The sequence below is a fragment of the Actinomadura chibensis NBRC 106107 genome (assembly GCF_001552135.1).
In the GTDB taxonomy this organism is placed as follows: domain Bacteria; phylum Actinomycetota; class Actinomycetes; order Streptosporangiales; family Streptosporangiaceae; genus Spirillospora; species Spirillospora chibensis.
In genome coordinates, this window is the sequence record NZ_BCQP01000010.1 from 123,957 (window position 1) to 142,467 (window position 18,511).

The 18,511-nt window shown below is 74.6% G+C and carries 14 protein-coding genes; 12 read left to right on the forward strand and 2 right to left on the reverse strand.

What is annotated here, in order from left to right; all coding sequences use genetic code 11:
• Window positions 1-10: 10 nt before the first annotated feature.
• Window positions 11-1,705, reverse strand: a complete 1,695-nt coding sequence (locus ACH01S_RS05235; protein WP_067885945.1) for a sialidase family protein — start codon at window positions 1,703-1,705, stop codon at window positions 11-13.
• 78 nt (window positions 1,706-1,783) lie between these two features.
• Window positions 1,784-2,563, reverse strand: a complete 780-nt coding sequence (locus ACH01S_RS05240) for a FadR/GntR family transcriptional regulator (protein WP_067885946.1) — start codon at window positions 2,561-2,563, stop codon at window positions 1,784-1,786.
• A gap of 176 nt (window positions 2,564-2,739) precedes the next feature.
• Here ACH01S_RS05240 and ACH01S_RS05245 point away from each other — a divergent pair, with 176 nt between their 5' ends.
• The 12 genes from ACH01S_RS05245 to ACH01S_RS05300 all read left to right on the forward strand — a co-directional run bounded on the left by ACH01S_RS05245 (window position 2,740) and on the right by ACH01S_RS05300 (window position 18,440).
• Complete coding sequence (locus ACH01S_RS05245; RefSeq protein WP_067885948.1) at window positions 2,740-4,335, forward strand: ABC transporter substrate-binding protein; 1,596 nt, start codon at window positions 2,740-2,742, stop codon at window positions 4,333-4,335.
• Window positions 4,336-4,360: 25 nt separating this feature from the next.
• Window positions 4,361-5,320 (forward strand): ABC transporter permease, encoded by a 960-nt coding sequence (locus ACH01S_RS05250; protein ID WP_067885950.1) that lies wholly within the window; start codon window positions 4,361-4,363, stop codon window positions 5,318-5,320.
• On the forward strand, window positions 5,317-7,281 hold the full coding sequence (locus ACH01S_RS05255) for a dipeptide/oligopeptide/nickel ABC transporter permease/ATP-binding protein (RefSeq protein ID WP_067885952.1): 1,965 nt from the start codon (window positions 5,317-5,319) through the stop codon (window positions 7,279-7,281). Before ACH01S_RS05250 ends, ACH01S_RS05255 begins: the two co-directional genes overlap by 4 nt.
• A complete protein-coding gene (locus ACH01S_RS05260; RefSeq protein WP_246237114.1) occupies window positions 7,278-8,294 on the forward strand; it encodes an oligopeptide/dipeptide ABC transporter ATP-binding protein in 1,017 nt (338 codons plus the stop codon). The genes ACH01S_RS05255 and ACH01S_RS05260 overlap by 4 nt, the downstream gene beginning before the upstream one ends.
• A complete protein-coding gene (locus ACH01S_RS05265; RefSeq protein ID WP_067885954.1) occupies window positions 8,291-9,229 on the forward strand; it encodes a dihydrodipicolinate synthase family protein in 939 nt (312 codons plus the stop codon). The genes ACH01S_RS05260 and ACH01S_RS05265 overlap by 4 nt, the downstream gene beginning before the upstream one ends.
• The gene (locus tag ACH01S_RS05270; RefSeq protein ID WP_067885956.1) at window positions 9,226-10,077 is read left to right on the forward strand and encodes an ROK family protein; all 852 of its coding nucleotides are present in this window, start codon (window positions 9,226-9,228) and stop codon (window positions 10,075-10,077) included. The genes ACH01S_RS05265 and ACH01S_RS05270 overlap by 4 nt, the downstream gene beginning before the upstream one ends.
• The gene (locus ACH01S_RS05275; RefSeq protein WP_067885958.1) at window positions 10,074-10,802 is read left to right on the forward strand and encodes a putative N-acetylmannosamine-6-phosphate 2-epimerase; all 729 of its coding nucleotides are present in this window, start codon (window positions 10,074-10,076) and stop codon (window positions 10,800-10,802) included. The genes ACH01S_RS05270 and ACH01S_RS05275 overlap by 4 nt, the downstream gene beginning before the upstream one ends.
• Window positions 10,803-11,020: 218 nt before the next feature.
• A complete protein-coding gene (locus ACH01S_RS05280; protein WP_067885960.1) occupies window positions 11,021-12,199 on the forward strand; it encodes a Gfo/Idh/MocA family protein in 1,179 nt (392 codons plus the stop codon).
• A 6-nt stretch (window positions 12,200-12,205) separates the two neighbouring features.
• A complete protein-coding gene (locus ACH01S_RS05285; RefSeq protein ID WP_067885962.1) occupies window positions 12,206-13,351 on the forward strand; it encodes a dihydrodipicolinate synthase family protein in 1,146 nt (381 codons plus the stop codon).
• Window positions 13,351-14,172, forward strand: a complete 822-nt coding sequence (locus tag ACH01S_RS05290; protein WP_067885964.1) for a sugar phosphate isomerase/epimerase family protein — start codon at window positions 13,351-13,353, stop codon at window positions 14,170-14,172. Before ACH01S_RS05285 ends, ACH01S_RS05290 begins: the two co-directional genes overlap by 1 nt.
• A gap of 22 nt (window positions 14,173-14,194) precedes the next feature.
• The gene (locus ACH01S_RS05295; protein ID WP_067885966.1) at window positions 14,195-15,109 is read left to right on the forward strand and encodes an ROK family protein; all 915 of its coding nucleotides are present in this window, start codon (window positions 14,195-14,197) and stop codon (window positions 15,107-15,109) included.
• Window positions 15,110-15,263: 154 nt separating this feature from the next.
• Complete coding sequence (locus ACH01S_RS05300) at window positions 15,264-18,440, forward strand: chondroitinase family polysaccharide lyase (RefSeq protein WP_083980347.1); 3,177 nt, start codon at window positions 15,264-15,266, stop codon at window positions 18,438-18,440.
• Window positions 18,441-18,511: the final 71 nt, after the last annotated feature.

Here is an 18,511-nt window from a genome sequence, read left to right on the forward strand (position 1 = left end):
CGCGGCCGGTTCAGGAGCCGAGCCAGGGGAGGGTGAAGCGGGTGAAGACGATGCCGCCGGTGCCGCCGATCTCGTAGAGGTCGCCGATGGAGCCGTCGGCGAGCACGGCCATCGTGGAGTAGCCGGCGGCGCCCGGCTTGAGCAGGGCGTGGCGGGGCCAGCTCGCGCCGTCGTCCGAGCTGAGGCGGACGGTGAGGTCGGTCCGCGAAGCCGCCGCGTTGTTGCTGTGCAGGGCGGCGGCCGTCAGCGGTGGGGCCCCCGCGTCCGGCGGCAGGTAGGAGATCTCGTCGCCGTTGCAGCGCGGGTCGATCAGGCCGCTGTTCCAGGACGCCCCGAAGGGCGCGGTCACGTCCGCGGCGGTGGCGTACCAGCGGTTCCCGTCGGTGTCGGAGCGCATGTTCTGGGCGATCCGCCCGGTGGAGCGCTGCACGGCCTTGCTCTCGTTCACGCCGGACCCGGCGGTCGTCCCGTTGCGCCATGTCGCGCCGTGGTCGTCGGAGTAGATGTTGGACGCGTGCGAGACGCCGCCGTCCCGGAACACGATCGGCTGGACGAGGCGCCCGGACGCGAGCTGGATCCCGTGCCCGGACGAGGCGAACATGCCCGCCCACTCCGGCCTGCGGACCTGGGGGTTGAGGTCCACCGGGGCGCTCCACGTCGCGCCGTCGTCGGTGGAGGCGATGTAGCGGATGTGGGTGTTGGTGGTGGAGGTCTCCGACGTGTCGCCGGGCGTGGAGCCGAAGTAGCCGACACCGGGCCCGGGCGAGTAGGTGAAGAAGCAGAAGATCGTTCCGGTCACGCGGTCGACCAGCAGGCTCGGATCGCCGTACCCCTCGGACGCGGTGGGCGCCTTCGCGATGATCCTCGGGCGGCTGAAGGTCGCGCCTCCGTCGGTGCTGCGGGCCATCGCGATCCGGATGTCGTTGGTGCCGCCGCCGAGGTCGTAGCTGCCGTCGACGCGTGCGTCCATCGCGGCGATCACGGCGCCGCCGTTGCCCACGGCGAGCGCCGGGATGCGGACGGACTTCGCGGCCTTGCCCAGCCCGTCGATCACGGTGGACGTGGTCAGGACGGTCTGCGCGTTCATCCCCGGCCTCCCGGCGCCGAGCCCGCAGCCGGACCTCCCGGCGAGGGTGCGCCGCCAGGACCCGGCGGAGACCTGGAGCGTGTAGGGGGTGCCGTCCGGGACCGTCCAGGAGAGGCCGTCGTGGCCGGACCCCGCGGGAACGGCCACGTTCCAGGACGAGCCGGAGCGTCCGGGCCAGGTGACGGTGAAGTCGCGGGACGCGGGCGAGCGGTTGTCCAGGACGAGGCGCAACCGGTGCCGGGCGCCGCAGTCCATGGCGGTGCGGGCGCTCAGCGCGTCCGAGCAGTCGAGGACGCCGGAGTCGGTCTGGTCGAAGCCCCGCGGAGTCGTCGTCCGGAAGGTGTAGGCGGTCCCGGACGGCCGGGTGAAGTGGAAGTGGGCGCTGTCGCCCGGCGCGACCTCGGCGGTCCAGGCGCCGACGCCGGGCCAGGTCAGGGTGAACGCGGTGGGGGAGGAGGACCGGTTGGTCACGGTCTCCTGGATGCGGCTGGACGTGCAGTCGGTCGTCACGACGGCGGACTCCCCGGCGGCGGCGTGTGCCGGGACGGCGAGGGCGGTCGGCGCGACGGTGGTGACCCCCGCCACGAGGACGGCGCGGGTTCTGGAGGACGGGCGCATGGCCTCACTCCTTGGGGTAGGACATGGGATGTAGGATGTCCCTCGATGGAGTGAAGCTAGGCCCGGCGGCGGGGACCGTCAAGCCCGGGTCTCGCCCCCGGCGGCTCCGACCGCGCTGTCGTCGCGGGCGCTGTCGTCGCGGGCCTGGTCGAGGCGGGCGCGGATGCCGCGGAAGTGCGCGGCCATCGCGGTGGCGGCGCGCTCGCGGTCGCCCGCGCGCAGCGCCTCGTAGATGTCGCGGTGCCGCTCGGCGACGTCGGCCGCCTCCTGCTCCACCGGCGCGAGGTCGTGCTGGAGCGTCCGGTACACGTCCCAGAACGCGCCGAGGAGCTGGTTGACGATCGGGTTGGCGAGCGGCCGGTAGAGCAGTTCGTGGAAGAGCCGGTCGGTCTCCGGGGTGACGAACCCGGCGGCGGCCTCCTCCTCCATCCGCCGCATGGCCTCGTCCAGCGCCGGCCCGCCGGCGGCGAGGCCGCGGTCGATGACCTGCTCGACGAGGCCGCGTTCGAGCACCTCGCGGACGTCCACGAGGTGCGCGAGGTCGTCGCGGCCCTGCCGCTTGGAGATCCGGGCGTGGAAGGTCAGCTCGTCGACCAGCGCGCCGAGCGACATGGTGCCGACGTACATGCCGAAGCCGTGCCTGATCTCCACGATCCCGACGGCCTGCAGGGCCTTCAGCGCCTCGCGCAGCGAGTTGCGGCTGACGTCGAGCTCGTCCACCAGCTCGAACTCGGTGGGCATCGGATCGCCCACCGCGAGGCCGCGCTCCAGGATCAGCTGCTTGACCCGCTGCTGCACCTCCTCGGTGCGGCTGCTGCGGCCGCGCGCCGCACGGCCCCGCGTCCGAGCTGCGGTCATCGGCTCTCGCTCCATCCCCGGGGGACTCCTCGTCGCATCGATCGGGGTCCGGCACTTGACCTCGCCGGCACCGCGGCCTACGGTACACCGACACACGACGTTGGATGTCCTACCTCCCCTGCCACCTGCGGATCCGACTACCCTGCCAGCCACCTTCGCACTCCCCGGGAGACGACGTGACCGATCTCCAGCCCGGCCGCGGCCCGACCCGCCGCGACCTCCTGCGCTACACCGGTCTGCTCGGCGCGGCGGCGACGATCAGCGCCGGCCTGGCCGCGTGCGGCGGCCCGTCCTCCACCGGCTCCGGCGGCTCCGGCGGCGCCAAGGACACGATCCAGGCCGCCCTCGCCTACGCCCTGTCCGGCGGCTTCGACCCGATGACGGCCTCCAGCGCGGTCGCCGTGGCGGCCAACCTCCACGTCCTGGAGGCGCTCGTCGACCTCGACCCGATCACCCGGCGGCCCTACAACGCGCTCGCCAAGGCCGCGCCCGAGAAGGTGGACGGCACCACCTACCGGGTCGCGATCCGGGACGGCGCCGCGTTCCACGACGGCTCCCCGGTCACCGCCGACGACGTCGTGTTCAGCTTCGAGCGCGTCCTGGACCCGGGCAACGCCTCGCTGTTCGTCCAGTTCCTGCCGTTCCTGGACGGAGTGAGGAAGGTCGACGCGAACACGGTCGAGTTCAAGCTCAAGTACCCGTTCGCGCTGTTCGGCGAGCGGCTGTCCGTTGTGCGGATCGTGCCGAAGAAGATCGTCGAGGCCGACCGCAAGAGGTTCGACGCGCTGCCGGTCGGCTCCGGCCCGTACAAGCTGGTCTCGGCGAACGCCACCGACGGCCTGGCGTTCGCGAGGTCGGCCGGCTACAACGGCCCGCGCCCGGCGAAGGCCGCGAAGATGACGTGGCTGCTGCTGGCCGAGCCGTCCACGCGCGTCACGGCGCTCCAGTCGGGACGGGTGCAGGCGATCGAGGCCGTCCCGTACCTGAACGCCGAGGCGCTGTCGAAGGCCGCCGCCGTCGAGTCGGTGCAGAGCTTCGGGCTGCTGTTCCTCATGTTCAACTGCAAGGCGAAGCCGTTCGACGACGTGCGCGTCCGGCAGGCGCTGCACTACGCGCTCGACACCGACAAGCTGATCAGGACGGCGCTGCTCGGCAACGCGGCCGCGGCGACGAGCTTCCTGCCCGCCGGGCACCCCGACTACGTCCGGGCGTCCACCGTCTACGGCTACGATCCCGGCAAGGCGCGCGAACTGCTGTCGGACGCGGGCGTGAGCGGCCTCAAGGTCGAGCTCGTCACCACCGACACCGACTTCGTCAAGGACTGCGCGCCGCTGATCAAGCAGAGCTGGGACGCGGTCGGCGTCGCCACCATGCTCAACGTCGGCCAGTCCGGCGGGCAGTACTCCAACCGCGTGGACACCGGCAAGTACCAGGTCATGGCGGCGCCGGGCGACCCGTCGGTGTTCGGCAACGACTGCGACCTGCTGATGCGCTGGTTCTACGTCGGCACCTGGCCCGAGCACCGCAGCTACAGCTCCGGCACCGCGCAGGCCAGGAGGGTCGTCGGGCTGCTGGACGAGGCGGCCCGCGAACCCGACGCGGCCGCCCGCAGGGAGCTGTGGCGGCAGGCCATCGACATCGTCGCCGAGCAGGCCGCGCTCTACCCGATCTTCCACCGCAGGCTCGTCACCGGCTGGAAGCGGGACGCGCTGCCCGGCTTCCGGCCCATGTCCACGACCGGCCTGTCCTTCCTGGACGTCGGCCGCCGCTGACGCCGCCCGCAGAACGGACGCCGCGATGGCCCAGATCCTGCGCATGACGGCGGGACGCCTGCTGACCCTCGTGCCGATGGTGCTGGGGATCACCCTGTTCGTCTTCGCCATGCTGCGCTTCTCACCGAACGACCCCGCCTACAACGCCCTCGGCGAGGGCGCGACGCCGCGGGCGCGGCACGCCTACGCGGCCGAGCACGGGCTGACCGACCCGCTGCCGGTCCGCTACGTCCGGTTCCTCGGCGACCTGGCGCACGGCGACCTCGGCGTCACCGCCCCGCCGAGCCGGTCCGTCACGGACGCGATCGGGACGGCGTTCCCGCTCACGCTCCAGCTCACCGTCCTCGCCGTGCTGCTCGGCGCGGTGTTCGCGCTGGTCCTCGGCGTCACCGCGGCCCTGTTCCGGGACCGCTGGCCGGACCACGCGATCCGGGTGCTGTCCATGGCGGGGGTCGCGATGCCGTCGTTCTGGCTCGGCATCCTGCTGATCCAGCAGTTCGCGCTCCGGCTCGGCTGGTTCCCGACCGGCGGGTACGTCAACCCGGCCGACTCGCTCGGCGGCTGGCTGCGCAGTCTCGCCCTGCCCGCGGTCGCGGTCGCGTTCCCGGTCGGGTCGCTGCTCGCGCGGGTGGTGCGCACCGCGATGGTCGAGGAGCTCGACCGCGACTACGTGCGCACGGCGGTCGGCGGCGGGCTGCCGCGCGTGGTCGTGGTCGGCCGCAACGTGCTGCGGAACGCGCTGATCACGCCGCTGACCGTGCTCGGCCTGCAGATCGGCTACCTGCTGAGCGGCGCCGTCGTGGTCGAGGCGATCTTCGGGCTGCCCGGCCTCGGCACGCTGATCATGCAGGGCGTGACGGCCGGCGACCCGGCCCTCGTGCAGGGCGTCGTGCTCGGGATCGCGCTGACGTTCCTCGTGGTCAACCTGCTGGTGGACGTCCTCTACCTGTTCGCTAACCCGCGGCTGAGGGGAGCGACCCGATGACCGTGCCCCCGGCCCACGCGGTCCGCGCCGTCCGCGCGCTGCGGCCCGCGTCCCGGATCGCGCTGGGCGCGCTGCTGGTGATCGTCCTCGCCGCCCTCGCCGCCCCGCTGATCGCCCGGCACGACCCGCTCGCCACCGGCCTCGCCTCCCGGCCGCCGTCCGGCGAGCACTGGTTCGGCACCGACCGGGTGGGCCGGGACGTGTTCGCCCGCGTCCTGTACGGGGCGCGCTGGTCCCTCGCGATCGGCCTCGGCGCGACGCTGCTCGCGCTCGCCGCCGGGGCGCTGCTCGGCGCGCTCGCCGCGACCGCCCACCGCGTCGTGGACGAGGTCGTCATGCGGTGCCTCGACGTCGTCATGGCGTTCCCGGCGGTCGCGCTCGCCGCCGTCCTCGTCACCGCGTTCGGCACGAGCCTGCCCGTGCTGATCTGCACGATCGCGTTCCTGTACGTCCCGCAGATCGCGCGGGTGGTGCGGGCCAACGTCCTGTCGCAGTACGGCGAGGACTACGTCGCGGCGGAGCGCGTCATCGGCGCGGGCGCCTGGCACATCCTGCGCCGGCACGTCGTGGTGAACTGCGCGGCGCCGATCCTCGTGTTCTGCACGATCGTCGTCGCCAACGCCATCGTGTTCGAGGCGAGCCTGTCGTTCATCGGCGCGGGCGTGCAGGACCCGGACCCGTCGTGGGGCAGCGTCATCGCCTACGGCAAGTCGCTGGTGCTGGCGGGCGGCTGGTGGGCCACATTCTTCCCCGGCTTGTTCATCCTGGTCACGGTGCTGGTGCTGAACGTCCTCTCCGAGGGCGTGTCGGACGTCTGGGCGGCGCCCGCGGCACGGCCCGGCGCCGAGCCCGCCGCGCTGCCCGATGCGACGCCCGGCGGGCCTCCCGCGCCCGCCGCGCCGCCGCCCGCCGCCGCCGGCCTGCGGGAGGCGGGACGTCGGCTCGCCGCACGGGCCCGCCCCCTCCCGGACGGCGAGCCGCTGCTCCGCGTCGAAAACCTCGCCATCGGCTTCCCGGACCGCTACGGCGACCTCGACGTCGTCGACGGCGTGTCGCTGGACGTCCGCCCCGGCGAGGTCGTCGGGCTGGTCGGCGAGAGCGGCTGCGGCAAGAGCCTCACCAGCCTGGCGATCATGGGACTGGAGCCGCGCGGCGCCCGGATCGGCGGACGGCTCCTGTTCGACGGCCGCGACCTGCGCGCCCTGCCCGCCCGGGAGCGCCGCCGGCTGCTCGGCCACGACATGGCGATGATCTACCAGGACGCGCTGTCCTCGCTGAACCCGGCGATGACGATCCGCGCCCAGCTCCGCCAGCTCACCCGGCGCGGCGGCACCCGCACCCCCGCCGAGCTGCTCGGCCTCGTCGGCCTCGACCCGGCCCGGACGCTGCGCAGCTACCCGCACGAGCTGTCCGGCGGGCAGCGGCAGCGGGTCCTGATCGCGATGGCGCTGTCCCGCGACCCGCGGCTGGTCGTCGCCGACGAGCCGACCACCGCGCTCGACGTCACCGTCCAGGCGGCGGTCATGCGGCTGCTGCTCCGGCTGCGCGCCGAGCTCGGCTTCGCGCTGATCCTCGTCTCGCACGACCTCGCGCTCGTCGCCGACGTCACCGACCGGGTGGTGGTGATGTACGGCGGGCAGGTCGCCGAGGCGGGCGTCACCGCCGAGCTGGTGGCCTCGTCCCGGCACCACTACGCGCGGGGGCTGCTCGGCGCGGTGCTGTCGCTGGAGGCCGCGGGCGGGCGCCCCGAGCAGATCCCGGGCGTGGTGCCGTCGCCGGAGCGCTTCCCGGCGGGCTGCCGGTTCGCCGACCGCTGCCCGGCGGCGACGCGGCGGTGCCTGACGACGCGGCCCGAGCCGTCCGGCGACCCGCACCGGCACGCGTTCGCCTGCCACCACCCGGCGGGCGAACCCGCGGGCCCGCCCGGCCAGGTCCCGGCGAAGGCGGGAGGACCTCGGTGAACGCGCCCGTGATGGAACTGCGCGACGTGCACGTCCGGCTGCCCGTCCGCGGCGGGAACCCGTTCCGCCGGGCCGCCGTGCACGCGCTGACCGGCGTCGACCTCGCCGTCGCGCGCGGGGAGACGGTCGGCGTCGTCGGCGAGTCCGGCTGCGGCAAGTCCACGCTCGCGAAGGTGCTGGTCGGGCTCACCCGCCCGACGTCCGGGACGGTCCTGTTCGAGGGCGCCGACGTCGGCGCGCTCCGCCGCCGCGACCGCGCCGCCCGGCTCGGCGCGGCCGTCGGGATGGTCTTCCAGGACCCGGCGACCGCGCTCAACCGGCGGCTGCCGGTCCGCGCGATCCTGCGCGACCCGCTCGACGTGCACCGCCGCGGCACGCCCGCGGAGCGGGACGCGCGCGTCCGCGAGCTGATGTCGCTCGTCGGGCTGGCGCCGGGGCTCGCCGCCGCGCCGCCGGGCCGGCTGTCGGGCGGCCAGCGGCAGCGCGTCGCGATCGCCCGCGCGCTGGCGCTGGACCCCGCGCTGCTCGTCGCGGACGAGCCGACCTCGGCGCTCGACGTGTCCGTCCGGGCGCAGATCCTCAACCTGCTGCTCGACCTGAAGGACCGGCTCGGCCTCGCGATGGTGTTCGTCTCGCACGACATCCAGACGGTCCGCCGCGTGTCCGACCGGGTCGCCACCATGTACCTCGGCCGGATCGTCGAGGAGGCCCCGGCCGGCACGATCGCGCGCGGCGGGACCCGCCACCCCTACACCCGGGCGCTGCTGTCCGCGACGCCGAGCCTGCTCGACCCGATGGAGGCGATCAGGCTGGACGGGCCCGTCCCGTCGGCGGTGCGCCCGCCCTCGGGCTGCCCGTTCCGCACCCGCTGCTGGCGCGCCGCCGCCGACTGCGCGCGCGCCATGCCCGGCTTCACGCCCGGACCCGACGACGGGCACCGGTACCGGTGCGCGCACCCGGTCACCGGCCCGTCCGACCTCACGCCGTCCACCGCTTCCGAGGAGATTCCGTGACAGCCGCTCCCACCGTCCCGCTCGCCGGGGTCGTCCCGCCCGTCTGCACGCCGCTGACCCCGGACCTGCGGGTGGACGTCCGCTCCCTCGAACGGCTCGTCGACCACCTCGTCGGCGCGGGCGTGGACGGGCTGTTCGTGCTCGGCTCCACCGGCGAGGCGGCGTTCCTGCCGGACGGGCACCGCCGCACCGTCCTGGAGACCGTCGTCAAGCACGTCGCCGGGGAGGTGCCCGTGCTCGGCGGCGCCATCGACATGACCACCCTGCGGGTGATCGAGCACGCCCGGGTCGCGGCGGACGTCGGCTGCGACGCGGTGGTCGCGACCGCCCCGTTCTACGCCCGCACCCACCCGGCCGAGGTCGAGGCGCATCTGCGCCGCGTCGCGGAAGCCGTCCAGGTGCCGCTGTACGCCTACGACCTGCCGGTCTCGGTGCACTCCAAGCTGGACTCCGGGACGCTGCTGCGGCTCGCGGCCGAGGGCGTGCTCGCCGGAGTGAAGGACTCCAGCGGCGACGACGGCGGCCTGCGGGCCCTCACCGTCGCGCTCCGCGACGCCGGAACGTCCGGCTTCAGCGTCCTGACCGGGGCGGAGTTGACCGTCGACGCGGCGTTCGCGATGGGCGTGGACGGCGTCGTGCCGGGGCTCGGCAACGTCGACCCGTCCGGCTACGTCCGGCTGTACCGGCACTGCCGGGACGGGCGCTGGGCCGAGGCCCGCGCCGAGCAGGAGCGGCTGCTGCGGCTGTTCGGCATCGTCGAGGCGGGCGCGCCCGGCCGGATGGGGCGCGGCTCGTCCGCGCTCGGCGCGTTCAAGGCGGCGCTGCACCTGCTCGGCGTGATCGACCGCCCGGTGACGGCGCCGCCGCAGGTGCCGCTCGACGCGGCGGAGACCGAGCGGGTCCGGGCCGGTCTCGCCGCCGCCGGGCTGCTGTGACCCCCGGCGGGCCGGGCCTGTACGCGGCGCTCGACATCGGCGGGACGAAGATCGCCGCAGGGCTGGTAGACGGCGCCGGGACCGTCCGGCGGCGCGCCCGGGTGCCGACGCCCGGCGGGGGAGGGGCCGCCGTGCTCGCGGCGGCGGCCCGGCTGCTGGACGGCCTCGGCGGCGCGGACGTCCGCGCCCTCGGCGTCGGCGCGCCCGGCGTCGTGGACCCGGCCAGCGGACGCGTCGTGTCCGCCACCGGCGTCCTGCCCGGCTGGGCCGGGACGCCGGTACGGCGGATCCTCGCCGACCGGACGGGGCTGCCCGTCACGGTCGTCAACGACGTCCGCGCCATGGCCGTCGGCGAGGCGAGGCGCGGCGCGGCGGGCGGGTACCGCCGCGTCCTGCACGTCTCGGTCGGGACGGGCGTCGGCGGCGCGCTGACCACCGCCGGGCACCCCGAGCACGGCTCGCACGGCACCGCCGGGGAGATCGCGCACCTGCTCGTCCCCGAACGGGGGCCGGTGCCGTGCGGCTGCGGCCGCCGCGACCACCTGGAGGCCGTCGTCTCCGGCCCCGCCATCGCGGCCGCCGGCGACGCGCCGCACGCCGGGACCGTGCTGGGCCGCGCCCTCGCCGGGCTCCTCGCCGTCCTGGACCCGGACGCCGTCGTGATCGGCGGGGGCGTCGCCCGAATCGGCCCGCCGTTCCTGGACGCGGTCGCCGCCGCGTTCGGCGCCGAGGCGCTGGCGCCGCTGCGCGCGACGCCGATCCTCCCGTCCCGCCTCGGCGCCGACGCCCCGCTCGTCGGCGCCGCCCTCCTCGCCATGTCCGGAACGTCGGAAGGGAGCGCCCGATGAGCCCCGAGTCCTTCGCCGCGGCCGTCGCCGGGCGGCTGATCGTGTCCTGCCAGGCGCCGGCGGGGCATCCGCTGCGCGACACCGCCGCCCTCGTCCGGATGGCCCGCGCCGCCGCCGAGGGGGGCGCCGCCGCGATCCGCTGCGGCGGGGTCGGCGGGGCCGCGGACGTGGCCGCCGTCGCCGCCGCCGTGGACGTCCCCGTCATCGGCCTGACCAAGGACGGAGCGGACGGGGTGTTCATCACGCCCACCGCCGCGGCGGCCCGCTCCGTCGCCGCGGCCGGAGCCGCGGTCGTCGCTGCCGACGCCACGTCCCGTCCGCGCCCGGACGGACGTCCGCTCGGCGAGTCCGTCGAGGCCGTGCACGAGGCCGGAGCCCTGTTCATGGCGGACGTGTCGACCCTGGCGGAGGGCGTCGCGGCCGCCGAGGCGGGAGCCGACGCCGTGGCCACCACGCTCGCCGGATACACCGTGCCGGGACCGCCGCCCGAGGACCCCGACCTCGGGCTCGTCCGCGCGCTCCGCCGGGCCCTGCCCGGCGCGCTGATCGTCGCCGAGGGCCGCTACCACTCGCCCGCGGCGGCGGCCGCCGCGATCGAGGCGGGCGCGACCTGCGTCGTCGTCGGCGCCGCCATCACCGACCCCCGCTGGATCACGGCGCGCTTCGCCGCCGCCGTCCATGGTCGCGAACGCGCGCTCGGCCGGTCCGGCGGCCCGCTCCGGTAAAAGAACGCGCGGCCGCGGCGGAAACGCCGGGTCATCACGAATTCCTCTCTTGACCGCCGTGACATGCGGTTCTTAATCTCGCCAGGAGAGCAGCGAAGTCGCTTTTTCGCGTTTCCCGGAAAAGGGCTTTCAGCGCGCGAGTCGCCACACGATCCAGGCGCCGCATTTCCCGGAACAAGCGGCCGGGTCGCGGGCCGAGGAGCCTTGGAAGGAACGGGATGGCACGCAGGTCGATCGGGGTCGTCATGAACGGCGTCACCGGCCGGATGGGATACCGCCAGCATCTGCTCCGCTCGATCCTCGCGATCAGGGAGCAGGGCGGGATCCGCACCGCGGGCGGCGACGTGCTCTGGCCCGAGCCCGTGCTCGTCGGCCGCGACGAGGGCAAACTGCGCGACCTCGCCGAGCGGCACGGCCTCGCCGAGCGGCACGGGCTCCGGCCCTGGACGACCGACCTGGCCGAGGCGCTGGCGCGCCCGGAGACCGAGGTCTACTTCGACGCGCAGGTCACCCCGGCGCGGGCGGCGGCGATCCGCGCGGCGCTGGCCGCGGGCAAGCACGTCTACACCGAGAAGCCGCTCGCCGAGGACCTGGCGGACGCGCTGGCCCTGGCGCGGCTCGCGGACGAGGCGGGGGTGAAGCACGGCGTCGTCCAGGACAAGCTGTTCCTGCCGGGCCTGCTGAAGCTGAGACGGCTGGTGGAGGGCGGCTTCTTCGGCCGCATCCTGTCGGTGCGCGGCGAGTTCGGATACTGGGTCTTCGAGGGCGACTGGCAGGAGGCGCAGCGGCCGAGCTGGAACTACCGGGCCGAGGACGGCGGCGGCATCATCCTCGACATGTTCTGCCACTGGCGGTACGTGCTGGACGGCGTGGTCGCGCCGGTGCGGTCCCTCCAGGTGCTGGGCGCGACGCACATCCCCGAGCGGGTGGACGAGCACGGCAGGCCCTACAAGGCCACCGCCGACGACGCCGCGTACGGGATCTTCGAGCTGGACGGCGGGATCGTCGCGCAGATCAACTCGTCCTGGACGACCCGCGTGTTCCGCGACGAGCTGGTCGAGTTCCAGGTGGACGGGACGGAGGGCTCGGCCGTGGCGGGGCTGCGGCGGTGCCGCGTCCAGCACCGGTCGATGACGCCGAAGCCGGTGTGGAACCCCGACCTGCCCGCGACCGACGACTTCCGCGCCGACTGGCACGAGATCTCCGACAACGCCGAATTCGAGAACGGGTTCAAGACGCAGTGGGAGATGTTCCTGCGGCACGTCGCCGAGGACGCGCCGTTCCCCTGGGACTTCTACGCGGGCGCGCGCGGCGTCCAGTTCGCCGAGCTCGGCCTGCGGGCGTGGCGCGAGGGGCGCCGCCTCGACGTCCCCGACCTGGTCCGATCGAAGGAGTGAGCCGGAATGAAGATCGGGCTGCCGGCGCCGGACGGAACCCTGGTCCCCTACGCGATGGGCGAACCGCGAATCCATCCGCCCCCCGGGGCACCGAGCGTTTCGCGGGTCGCCTACGCCGCCGCCCACGTGGTCGCCGACCCCGACGGCGACCCGCCCGGCTCCTCGCTGGACTGGGACGCGACGCTGGCGTTCCGCCGCCACCTCTGGTCGTACGGGCTCGGCGTGGCGGAGGCGATGGACACCGCGCAGCGCGGCATGGGCCTGGACTGGGCGACGACCCGCTCGCTGATCGAGCGGAGCGGCGGGGAGGCGCGGGCGGTGGGCGGGCGGATCGTCTGCGGAGCGGGCACCGACCACCTCCCGCCCGGCCCGGTCTCGCTGGGCGCGATCGCCGCCGCGTACGAGGAGCAGCTCGCGGTGGTCGAGTCGGCGGGCGCGGTCCCGGTGCTGATGGCGAGCCGTCACCTGGCCGCCGCGGCACGCGGCCCGGACGACTACGCGGCGGTGTACGGACGGCTGCTGGCCCAGGTCGAGCGGCCCGTGGTGCTCCACTGGCTCGGGCCGATGTTCGACCCGGCGCTGGACGGCTACTGGGGCTCGGCCGATCCCGGCACCGCCGCCGGCGCGCTGCTCGCCCTGATCGAAGAGCACGCGCCCCGGATCGACGGGGTGAAGATCTCCCTGCTGGACGCGGAACGCGAGATCGCCTTCCGGAACCGGCTGCCGTCCGGCGTCCGCCTCTACACCGGCGACGACTTCAACTATCCCGAGCTGATCAGGGGCGACGCCGACGGGCACAGCGACGCGCTGCTCGGCGTCTTCGACCCGATCGCGCCCGCGGCCGCGGCGGCGCTGCGGGCGTTGGACGACGGCGACACCGCGTCCTACGAGGAGATCCTCGCGCCGACCGTGCCGCTCGCCCGGCACCTGTTCGAAGCGCCCACCTACTACTACAAGACCGGCGTGGTGTTCCTGGCCTGGCTGACCGGACGGCAGCGGCATTTCCGCATGGTCGGCGGGCTGGAGAACGCGCGGCCCGTCCCGCACATGGTGCGCCTCTTCCAGCTCGCCGACGCCGCCGGCCTCTTCCCCGACCCCGGTCTCGCCGCGCGGCGGATGAGCGCGTGGCTGACCGTCCAGGGAGCCGCCTGATGAGGCCCGGCCTCGACCAGAGGAGGTTCAGCCTCAACCAGTGGACGACGCGGCACTGGCCCCTCCCGGAACTGGCGGCGGGCTGCGCGGCGGCGGGCGTGACGGGTGTCGGGCTGTGGCGGGAGCCCGTCGCCGAGTACGGCCCGGCGCGCACCGGGAAGCTCATGAGCGACCACGGCCTGACCGTCACCTCGCTGTGCCGGGGCGGCTTCTTCCAGCGGCCGGGCGCCTTGGACGACAACCGCCGCGCCGTGGAGATGGCCGCCGAGCTGGGCGCGCCGGTGCTGTGCCTGGTGAGCGGGGGACTGCCGGACGGGTCCCGCGACCTCGACGGCGCCCGCGCGCGGGCCGCCGACGTCCTGGCCGAGCTCGCGCCGTACGCGGGCGAGCGCGGCGTCCGGCTCGCGATCGAGCCGCTGCACCCGATGTTCTGCTCCGACCGGTGCGTGGTCTCCACCCTCGCCCAGGCCCTCGACCTCGCGGCGCCGTTCCCCTCCTCCCAGGTCGGCGTGGTGGTCGACACCTACCACCTGTGGTGGGACCCGGACGTCTGGACGGGCATCGCCCGCGCGGGGGCCCGGGGGCGTGTGGCGCTGTTCCAGGTCGCCGACTGGGTCACGCCGCTGCCCGAGGGCGTCCTCACCGGGCGCGGCATGCTCGGCGACGGGTGCGTCGAGCTGCGCCGGTTCCGCCGGGCCGTGGACGCCGCCGGGTACACCGGGCCCGTCGAGGCGGAGATCTTCAACGCGGAGCTGTGGGCGATGCCGGGGCCGTCCGCGCTGGAGCTCACGCTGTCGCGCTTCGCCCAGCACGTCGCATGACGCGGGACGCGGCGGTGCCCGCGTGAGCGCGCCGGCGGGCTGCGTCATCGGGCTCGACGTCGGCGGTACGCGCATCAAGGCGGGGATCGTCGGCCCGGAGCACCGCGTGTTGCTCGACCGGACGCGTGCCACGGGTGCGGCCGACGGCGGCGACGCGGTCGCCGCGCGAATCCTGGACCTCGTCACCGGCCTCGCCGAGGAGGCGTCCGCTGCTGGGCTGGACGTGGCCGCCGCCGGACTCGCGCTGCCCGGGATCGTCGACGAGTCCACCGGCCGGGTGATCGTCTCCGCCAACCTCGGCTGGCGCGACCGCGACCTCGCCGCGTCCCTCGCCGCGCGCACGGACCTGCCGGTCGTGATCGGCCACGACGTCCGCGCCGGCGGCCTGGCCGAAGCGGTCCTCGGGGCCGGAAGGCGGCACCGCGACCTGCTGTTCCTCCCGATCGGAACGGGCATCGCGGGCGCCATGATCCTGGACCGCCGCCCCTACGCGGGCGGCGGCTACGCCGGTGAGATCGGTCATGTGCGCGTCCGCCCCGAGGGGCGGCCGTGCCCGTGCGGCGGCCGCGGCTGCCTGGAGGCGTACGCCTCGGCCGCCGCCATCGCGCGCGCGTACGCGGCCCGCACCGGCGCGGCGGCGACCGCCGACCGGGTCGCCGGGCGGGCGGCGGCGGGCGACCCGGTCGCGGCCGCGGTCTGGCGGGACGCGATCGAGGCGCTGGCCACCGCGCTGAGCGCCTATGTCACGATCTGCGCGCCCGAACTGATCATCATCGGCGGCGGCCTGGCCGAGAGCGGAGAGTCGCTGCTGGAGCCGCTGCGCGCCGCCCTGGCCGCCCGGCTGAGCTTTCAGCGCGAGCCGCGGATCGTCCGCGCGGCGCTCGGCGACCGCGCCGGACTTCTGGGCGCGGCCCTGCTCGCCCGCCGGGCCCGGTAAAGCGGGACCGGGCGGGCGTTCCGCCTCCCGCGGAGTGTTTTCCAGCGAACCGCGATTAAGGATTCGCAATCACCGCCGAATAATTCTTGAATCATATCTTCTCCGCCGGATCTGATGCTGAATCGCGAGAGCCACCGGTTTCAGGAGAATCGCCATGACCGATGAACCGCGTCCCATCACGCGCAGGACGGTGCTGGGCTGGGCGGCATTGGGTGCCGCGGGCATGTCAATTCCGTTTCGGCCGCGGGCCGCGTCGGCGGAGTCGGCCGGGACGGGGCTGGAGGAGCGGGCGCTGGCGCTGAAGCCGCCGGTGCTCCTCTTCGAGACGGCCGTGCCGCCGCAGCTGCAAGCGGGGAAGGGCTCGCTCGTGTCGGTGAGCGACACCGCGGTCATGGCGGGGGAGCGGTCGCTGCGCTGGGACTACGAGTCGGGCTCGGCGATCACCGTCCGCTCCGATCTCGGGTACGTGCCGAGCGCGTACCGCCCGGGGGACGACCAGGCGTTCATGGGCACGGTCGCCGCCTTCTCCGTCTGGATCTACAACCCGTCGCCGCTGGACGACGTCATGCGGTTCGAGTTCGGCCGGGGCGCGAACGGGGCCGACGCCTGGTTCGACTTCCATCTGGGCTTCTCCGGCTGGCGCACCGCCTGGGTCCGCTACGGCCAGGACATGTCGGGCCGTCCTCGCGCGGGGATGGACACGGTCCGCATCGTCGCGCCGAAGCGCGTCCCCCAGGGCACGCTGTTCCTCGACCAGATGATCCTCAACAGCGCGATCCGCCCCGACCATCCCACCGGGGACGCGCAGGTGCCCCAGGTCAACCGGGAGGTCGTCCGAGCCGACAACGCCCACTGGCTGGCGCTCCTGCACTTCGACGAGCTGCTGAAGGCCAACCGCCCGCCGACCCCGGCGCCGACCGCGGCGGAGTCGGACTCGCTGCGCCGGGTCATCGGAGGCTACGAGGACTACCTCGCCGCCCCGATGCGCGTGGACGACTCGACCGTCGCCGGCTTCGAGAGCAAGCTCGCGGAATTCGGGATCCCCGCCAAGGACGCGCCGCGGGGGACCGGCCGACCCGTCTTCACCCATCAGACCCAGATCTACCCGGAGGCCCTCGCCGCCGAGCTGACCGCCCACGTCAACGCCGTCCAGCTGCGCGACTGCACCGACCTCATGCAGAAGATCGCGCGGGCCCGCGCCTCGGCCGGTCCGGACCTGCGCCGCCCGCTCGGCGAGCAGTATCTGCGGCTCGTCATCCACCTGCGGGACCGCGGCTGGGCGCACGGCAGTGGCCAGGGGACCGTGCACCACCTCGGGTACGCCATCCGCGGCTACTACGACTCGGCCTACCTGATGCGCGAGACGCTCGCCGAGGCCGGGCTGCTCGACGACGTCCGCACCGACCTGGCCTGGCTCGCGGGCCTCGGCCGGATCTTCTCCGACTGGCGCGACGCCTCGCCCTACAGCGGGATCATGGACATCCTCAACACCACCGTCCGGGGCATGCTGGCGGCGATCCTGCTGATGGACGCCGACGCCGAGCGGGTCGCCTACCTGAAGGCCCTGAAGAGCTGGCTCGACCACGCGCTCACCAGCTCACCGGGGATCGAGAACGGGCTGAAGCCCGACGGCACCGCCTTCCACCACATGGGCTTCTACCCCGACTACGCGCGGGACGGGTTCACGGGCCTCGCGCCCATCGTGACCGTCCTGAGCCGCACGGCCTTCGCCCCCTCGACCGCGGCGCACGAGAACCTGAAGCGGGCGGTCCTGGCGATGCGGCTCTACGCCAACCGGGACAATTGGCCGCTCAGCATCAGCGGCCGGCATCCGACCGGGAAGACGTCGCTGTCGATCGCCTCCTTCCAGTGGCTGGCGCAGGCCGGCACGCCCGACGGCTCCGCCGAGATCGACCCGCGGCTCGGCGCCGCGTTCCTGCGCCTGCTCCCGGCCCGTCCGTCCACGGCTCAGCAGCAGGCGGCCGCGCGTGTGAAGGCCGCGGGCGTCAGCGCCGAGCCCGCCCCGCAGGGCGGCTGGGCCCTCAACTACGCCGCCCTCGCCCTGCACCGCCGCGACGACTGGCTGGTCGCCGTGCGCGGCCACAACCGCTACCTGTGGGGCACCGAGATCTACCCGCTCAGCAACGTGTACGGCCGCTACACCACCTACGGCCAGATCCAGGTGCTCGGCCGCGGCGATCCGGTCAACAACCTCGACAGCGGGTTCAGCGAGCAGGGCTGGGACTGGAACCGGTGGCCGGGGACGACGACCGTCCGCCTGCCCTTGGACGCCCTGGAGGCGGACCTGTCCGGGACGATCGAGGAGATGCTGCTGTCGGACTCGCGGTTCTGCGGCGCCCACACCATCGACGGCCGGCACGCGATGTTCGCCATGGACCTGCACGGGCATCCGAAGTACGACGCCACGCACCGCGCGCGCAAGTCGGTCTTCATGTTCGACGACCGCGTCGTCGCGCTCGGCACCGGCATTCACAACGCCGACCGCGGGCACGAGACGGAGACGACCCTCTTCCAGGCCCACCTGGCCGACGTCTCCGCCGCGACCGTCGTCGGCGGGGCCGAGCCGATCACGAGCTTCCCCTACAGCCGCCCGGTGTCCCGCCTCGACGGGCCGACGTGGCTGCTCGACCACGTCGGCAACGGCTACTACCTGGCCGGCGGCCAGTCGCTCGGCCTGACCCGCTCCACCCAGGCGTCCCGCGACCAGAGCGGCGCCGCCGAGACCAGCGGCGACTTCGCGACCGCGTGGCTCGGGCACGGGTCCGCGCCGCGGGCGGAAGGGTACGAGTACGCCGTCATCGTCGGCGCCTCGGCGCAGGGGATGGCGGACTTCGCCGACCGGATGCGGGACGCGGCCGCCGCCCCGTACCGGGTGCTGCGGCGGGACGGCGCCGCGCACGTGGTGTGGGACCGCGCGACCGGCATCACCGGGTACGCGCTGTTCGAGCCCGCCGACACGGTGGGCGTGCGGCCGGTCGCCGCCGTGGACACGCCCTGCATGGTGCTGCTGCGCCCGGCGGGCGACGCGCTCGTCCTGTCCGTCACCGATCCCGACCTGCGCCTGTACGAGGGCCGCGACCCCGACCAGTACGACCGGCGCGGCCGGTTCGTCGGCGGCGTCAGCCCGTTCGCGGTGTCGTGGCGGGACCACCCGAGCCGGCCGCACACCCTGCGGATCACCTTGGCGGGCAGCTGGCGGGTCGCCGAGGCGGACGGTCCGGCGCGGGCCGCGACGACCGGCGAGTGGACGGTCGTCGCGGTGCGGACCCGTGATGGCCGACCGGTGCAGATGCGGCTGGATCCCGCCTGAAACCGAGAACAGGAACCGCGATGAGAACTCAGGAAAGACGTTCACCGGGTAACGCGACATCCACGACGCGG

Excerpts from the sequence above, each read along its gene's own strand:
- ACH01S_RS05290 (WP_067885964.1), top strand. The coding sequence starts at position 13,351 with ATGAGGCCCGGCCTCGACCAGAGGAGGTTCAGCCTCAACCAGTGGACG.
- ACH01S_RS05280 (WP_067885960.1), top strand. The coding sequence starts at position 11,021 with ATGGCACGCAGGTCGATCGGGGTCGTCATGAACGGCGTCACCGGCCGG.
- ACH01S_RS05285 (WP_067885962.1), top strand. The coding sequence starts at position 12,206 with ATGAAGATCGGGCTGCCGGCGCCGGACGGAACCCTGGTCCCCTACGCG.
- ACH01S_RS05240 (WP_067885946.1), bottom strand. The coding sequence starts at position 2,563 with ATGACCGCAGCTCGGACGCGGGGCCGTGCGGCGCGCGGCCGCAGCAGC.
- ACH01S_RS05275 (WP_067885958.1), top strand. The coding sequence starts at position 10,074 with ATGAGCCCCGAGTCCTTCGCCGCGGCCGTCGCCGGGCGGCTGATCGTG.
- ACH01S_RS05235 (WP_067885945.1), bottom strand. The coding sequence starts at position 1,705 with ATGCGCCCGTCCTCCAGAACCCGCGCCGTCCTCGTGGCGGGGGTCACC.
- ACH01S_RS05300 (WP_083980347.1), top strand. The coding sequence starts at position 15,264 with ATGACCGATGAACCGCGTCCCATCACGCGCAGGACGGTGCTGGGCTGG.
- ACH01S_RS05250 (WP_067885950.1), top strand. The coding sequence starts at position 4,361 with ATGGCCCAGATCCTGCGCATGACGGCGGGACGCCTGCTGACCCTCGTG.
- ACH01S_RS05255 (WP_067885952.1), top strand. The coding sequence starts at position 5,317 with ATGACCGTGCCCCCGGCCCACGCGGTCCGCGCCGTCCGCGCGCTGCGG.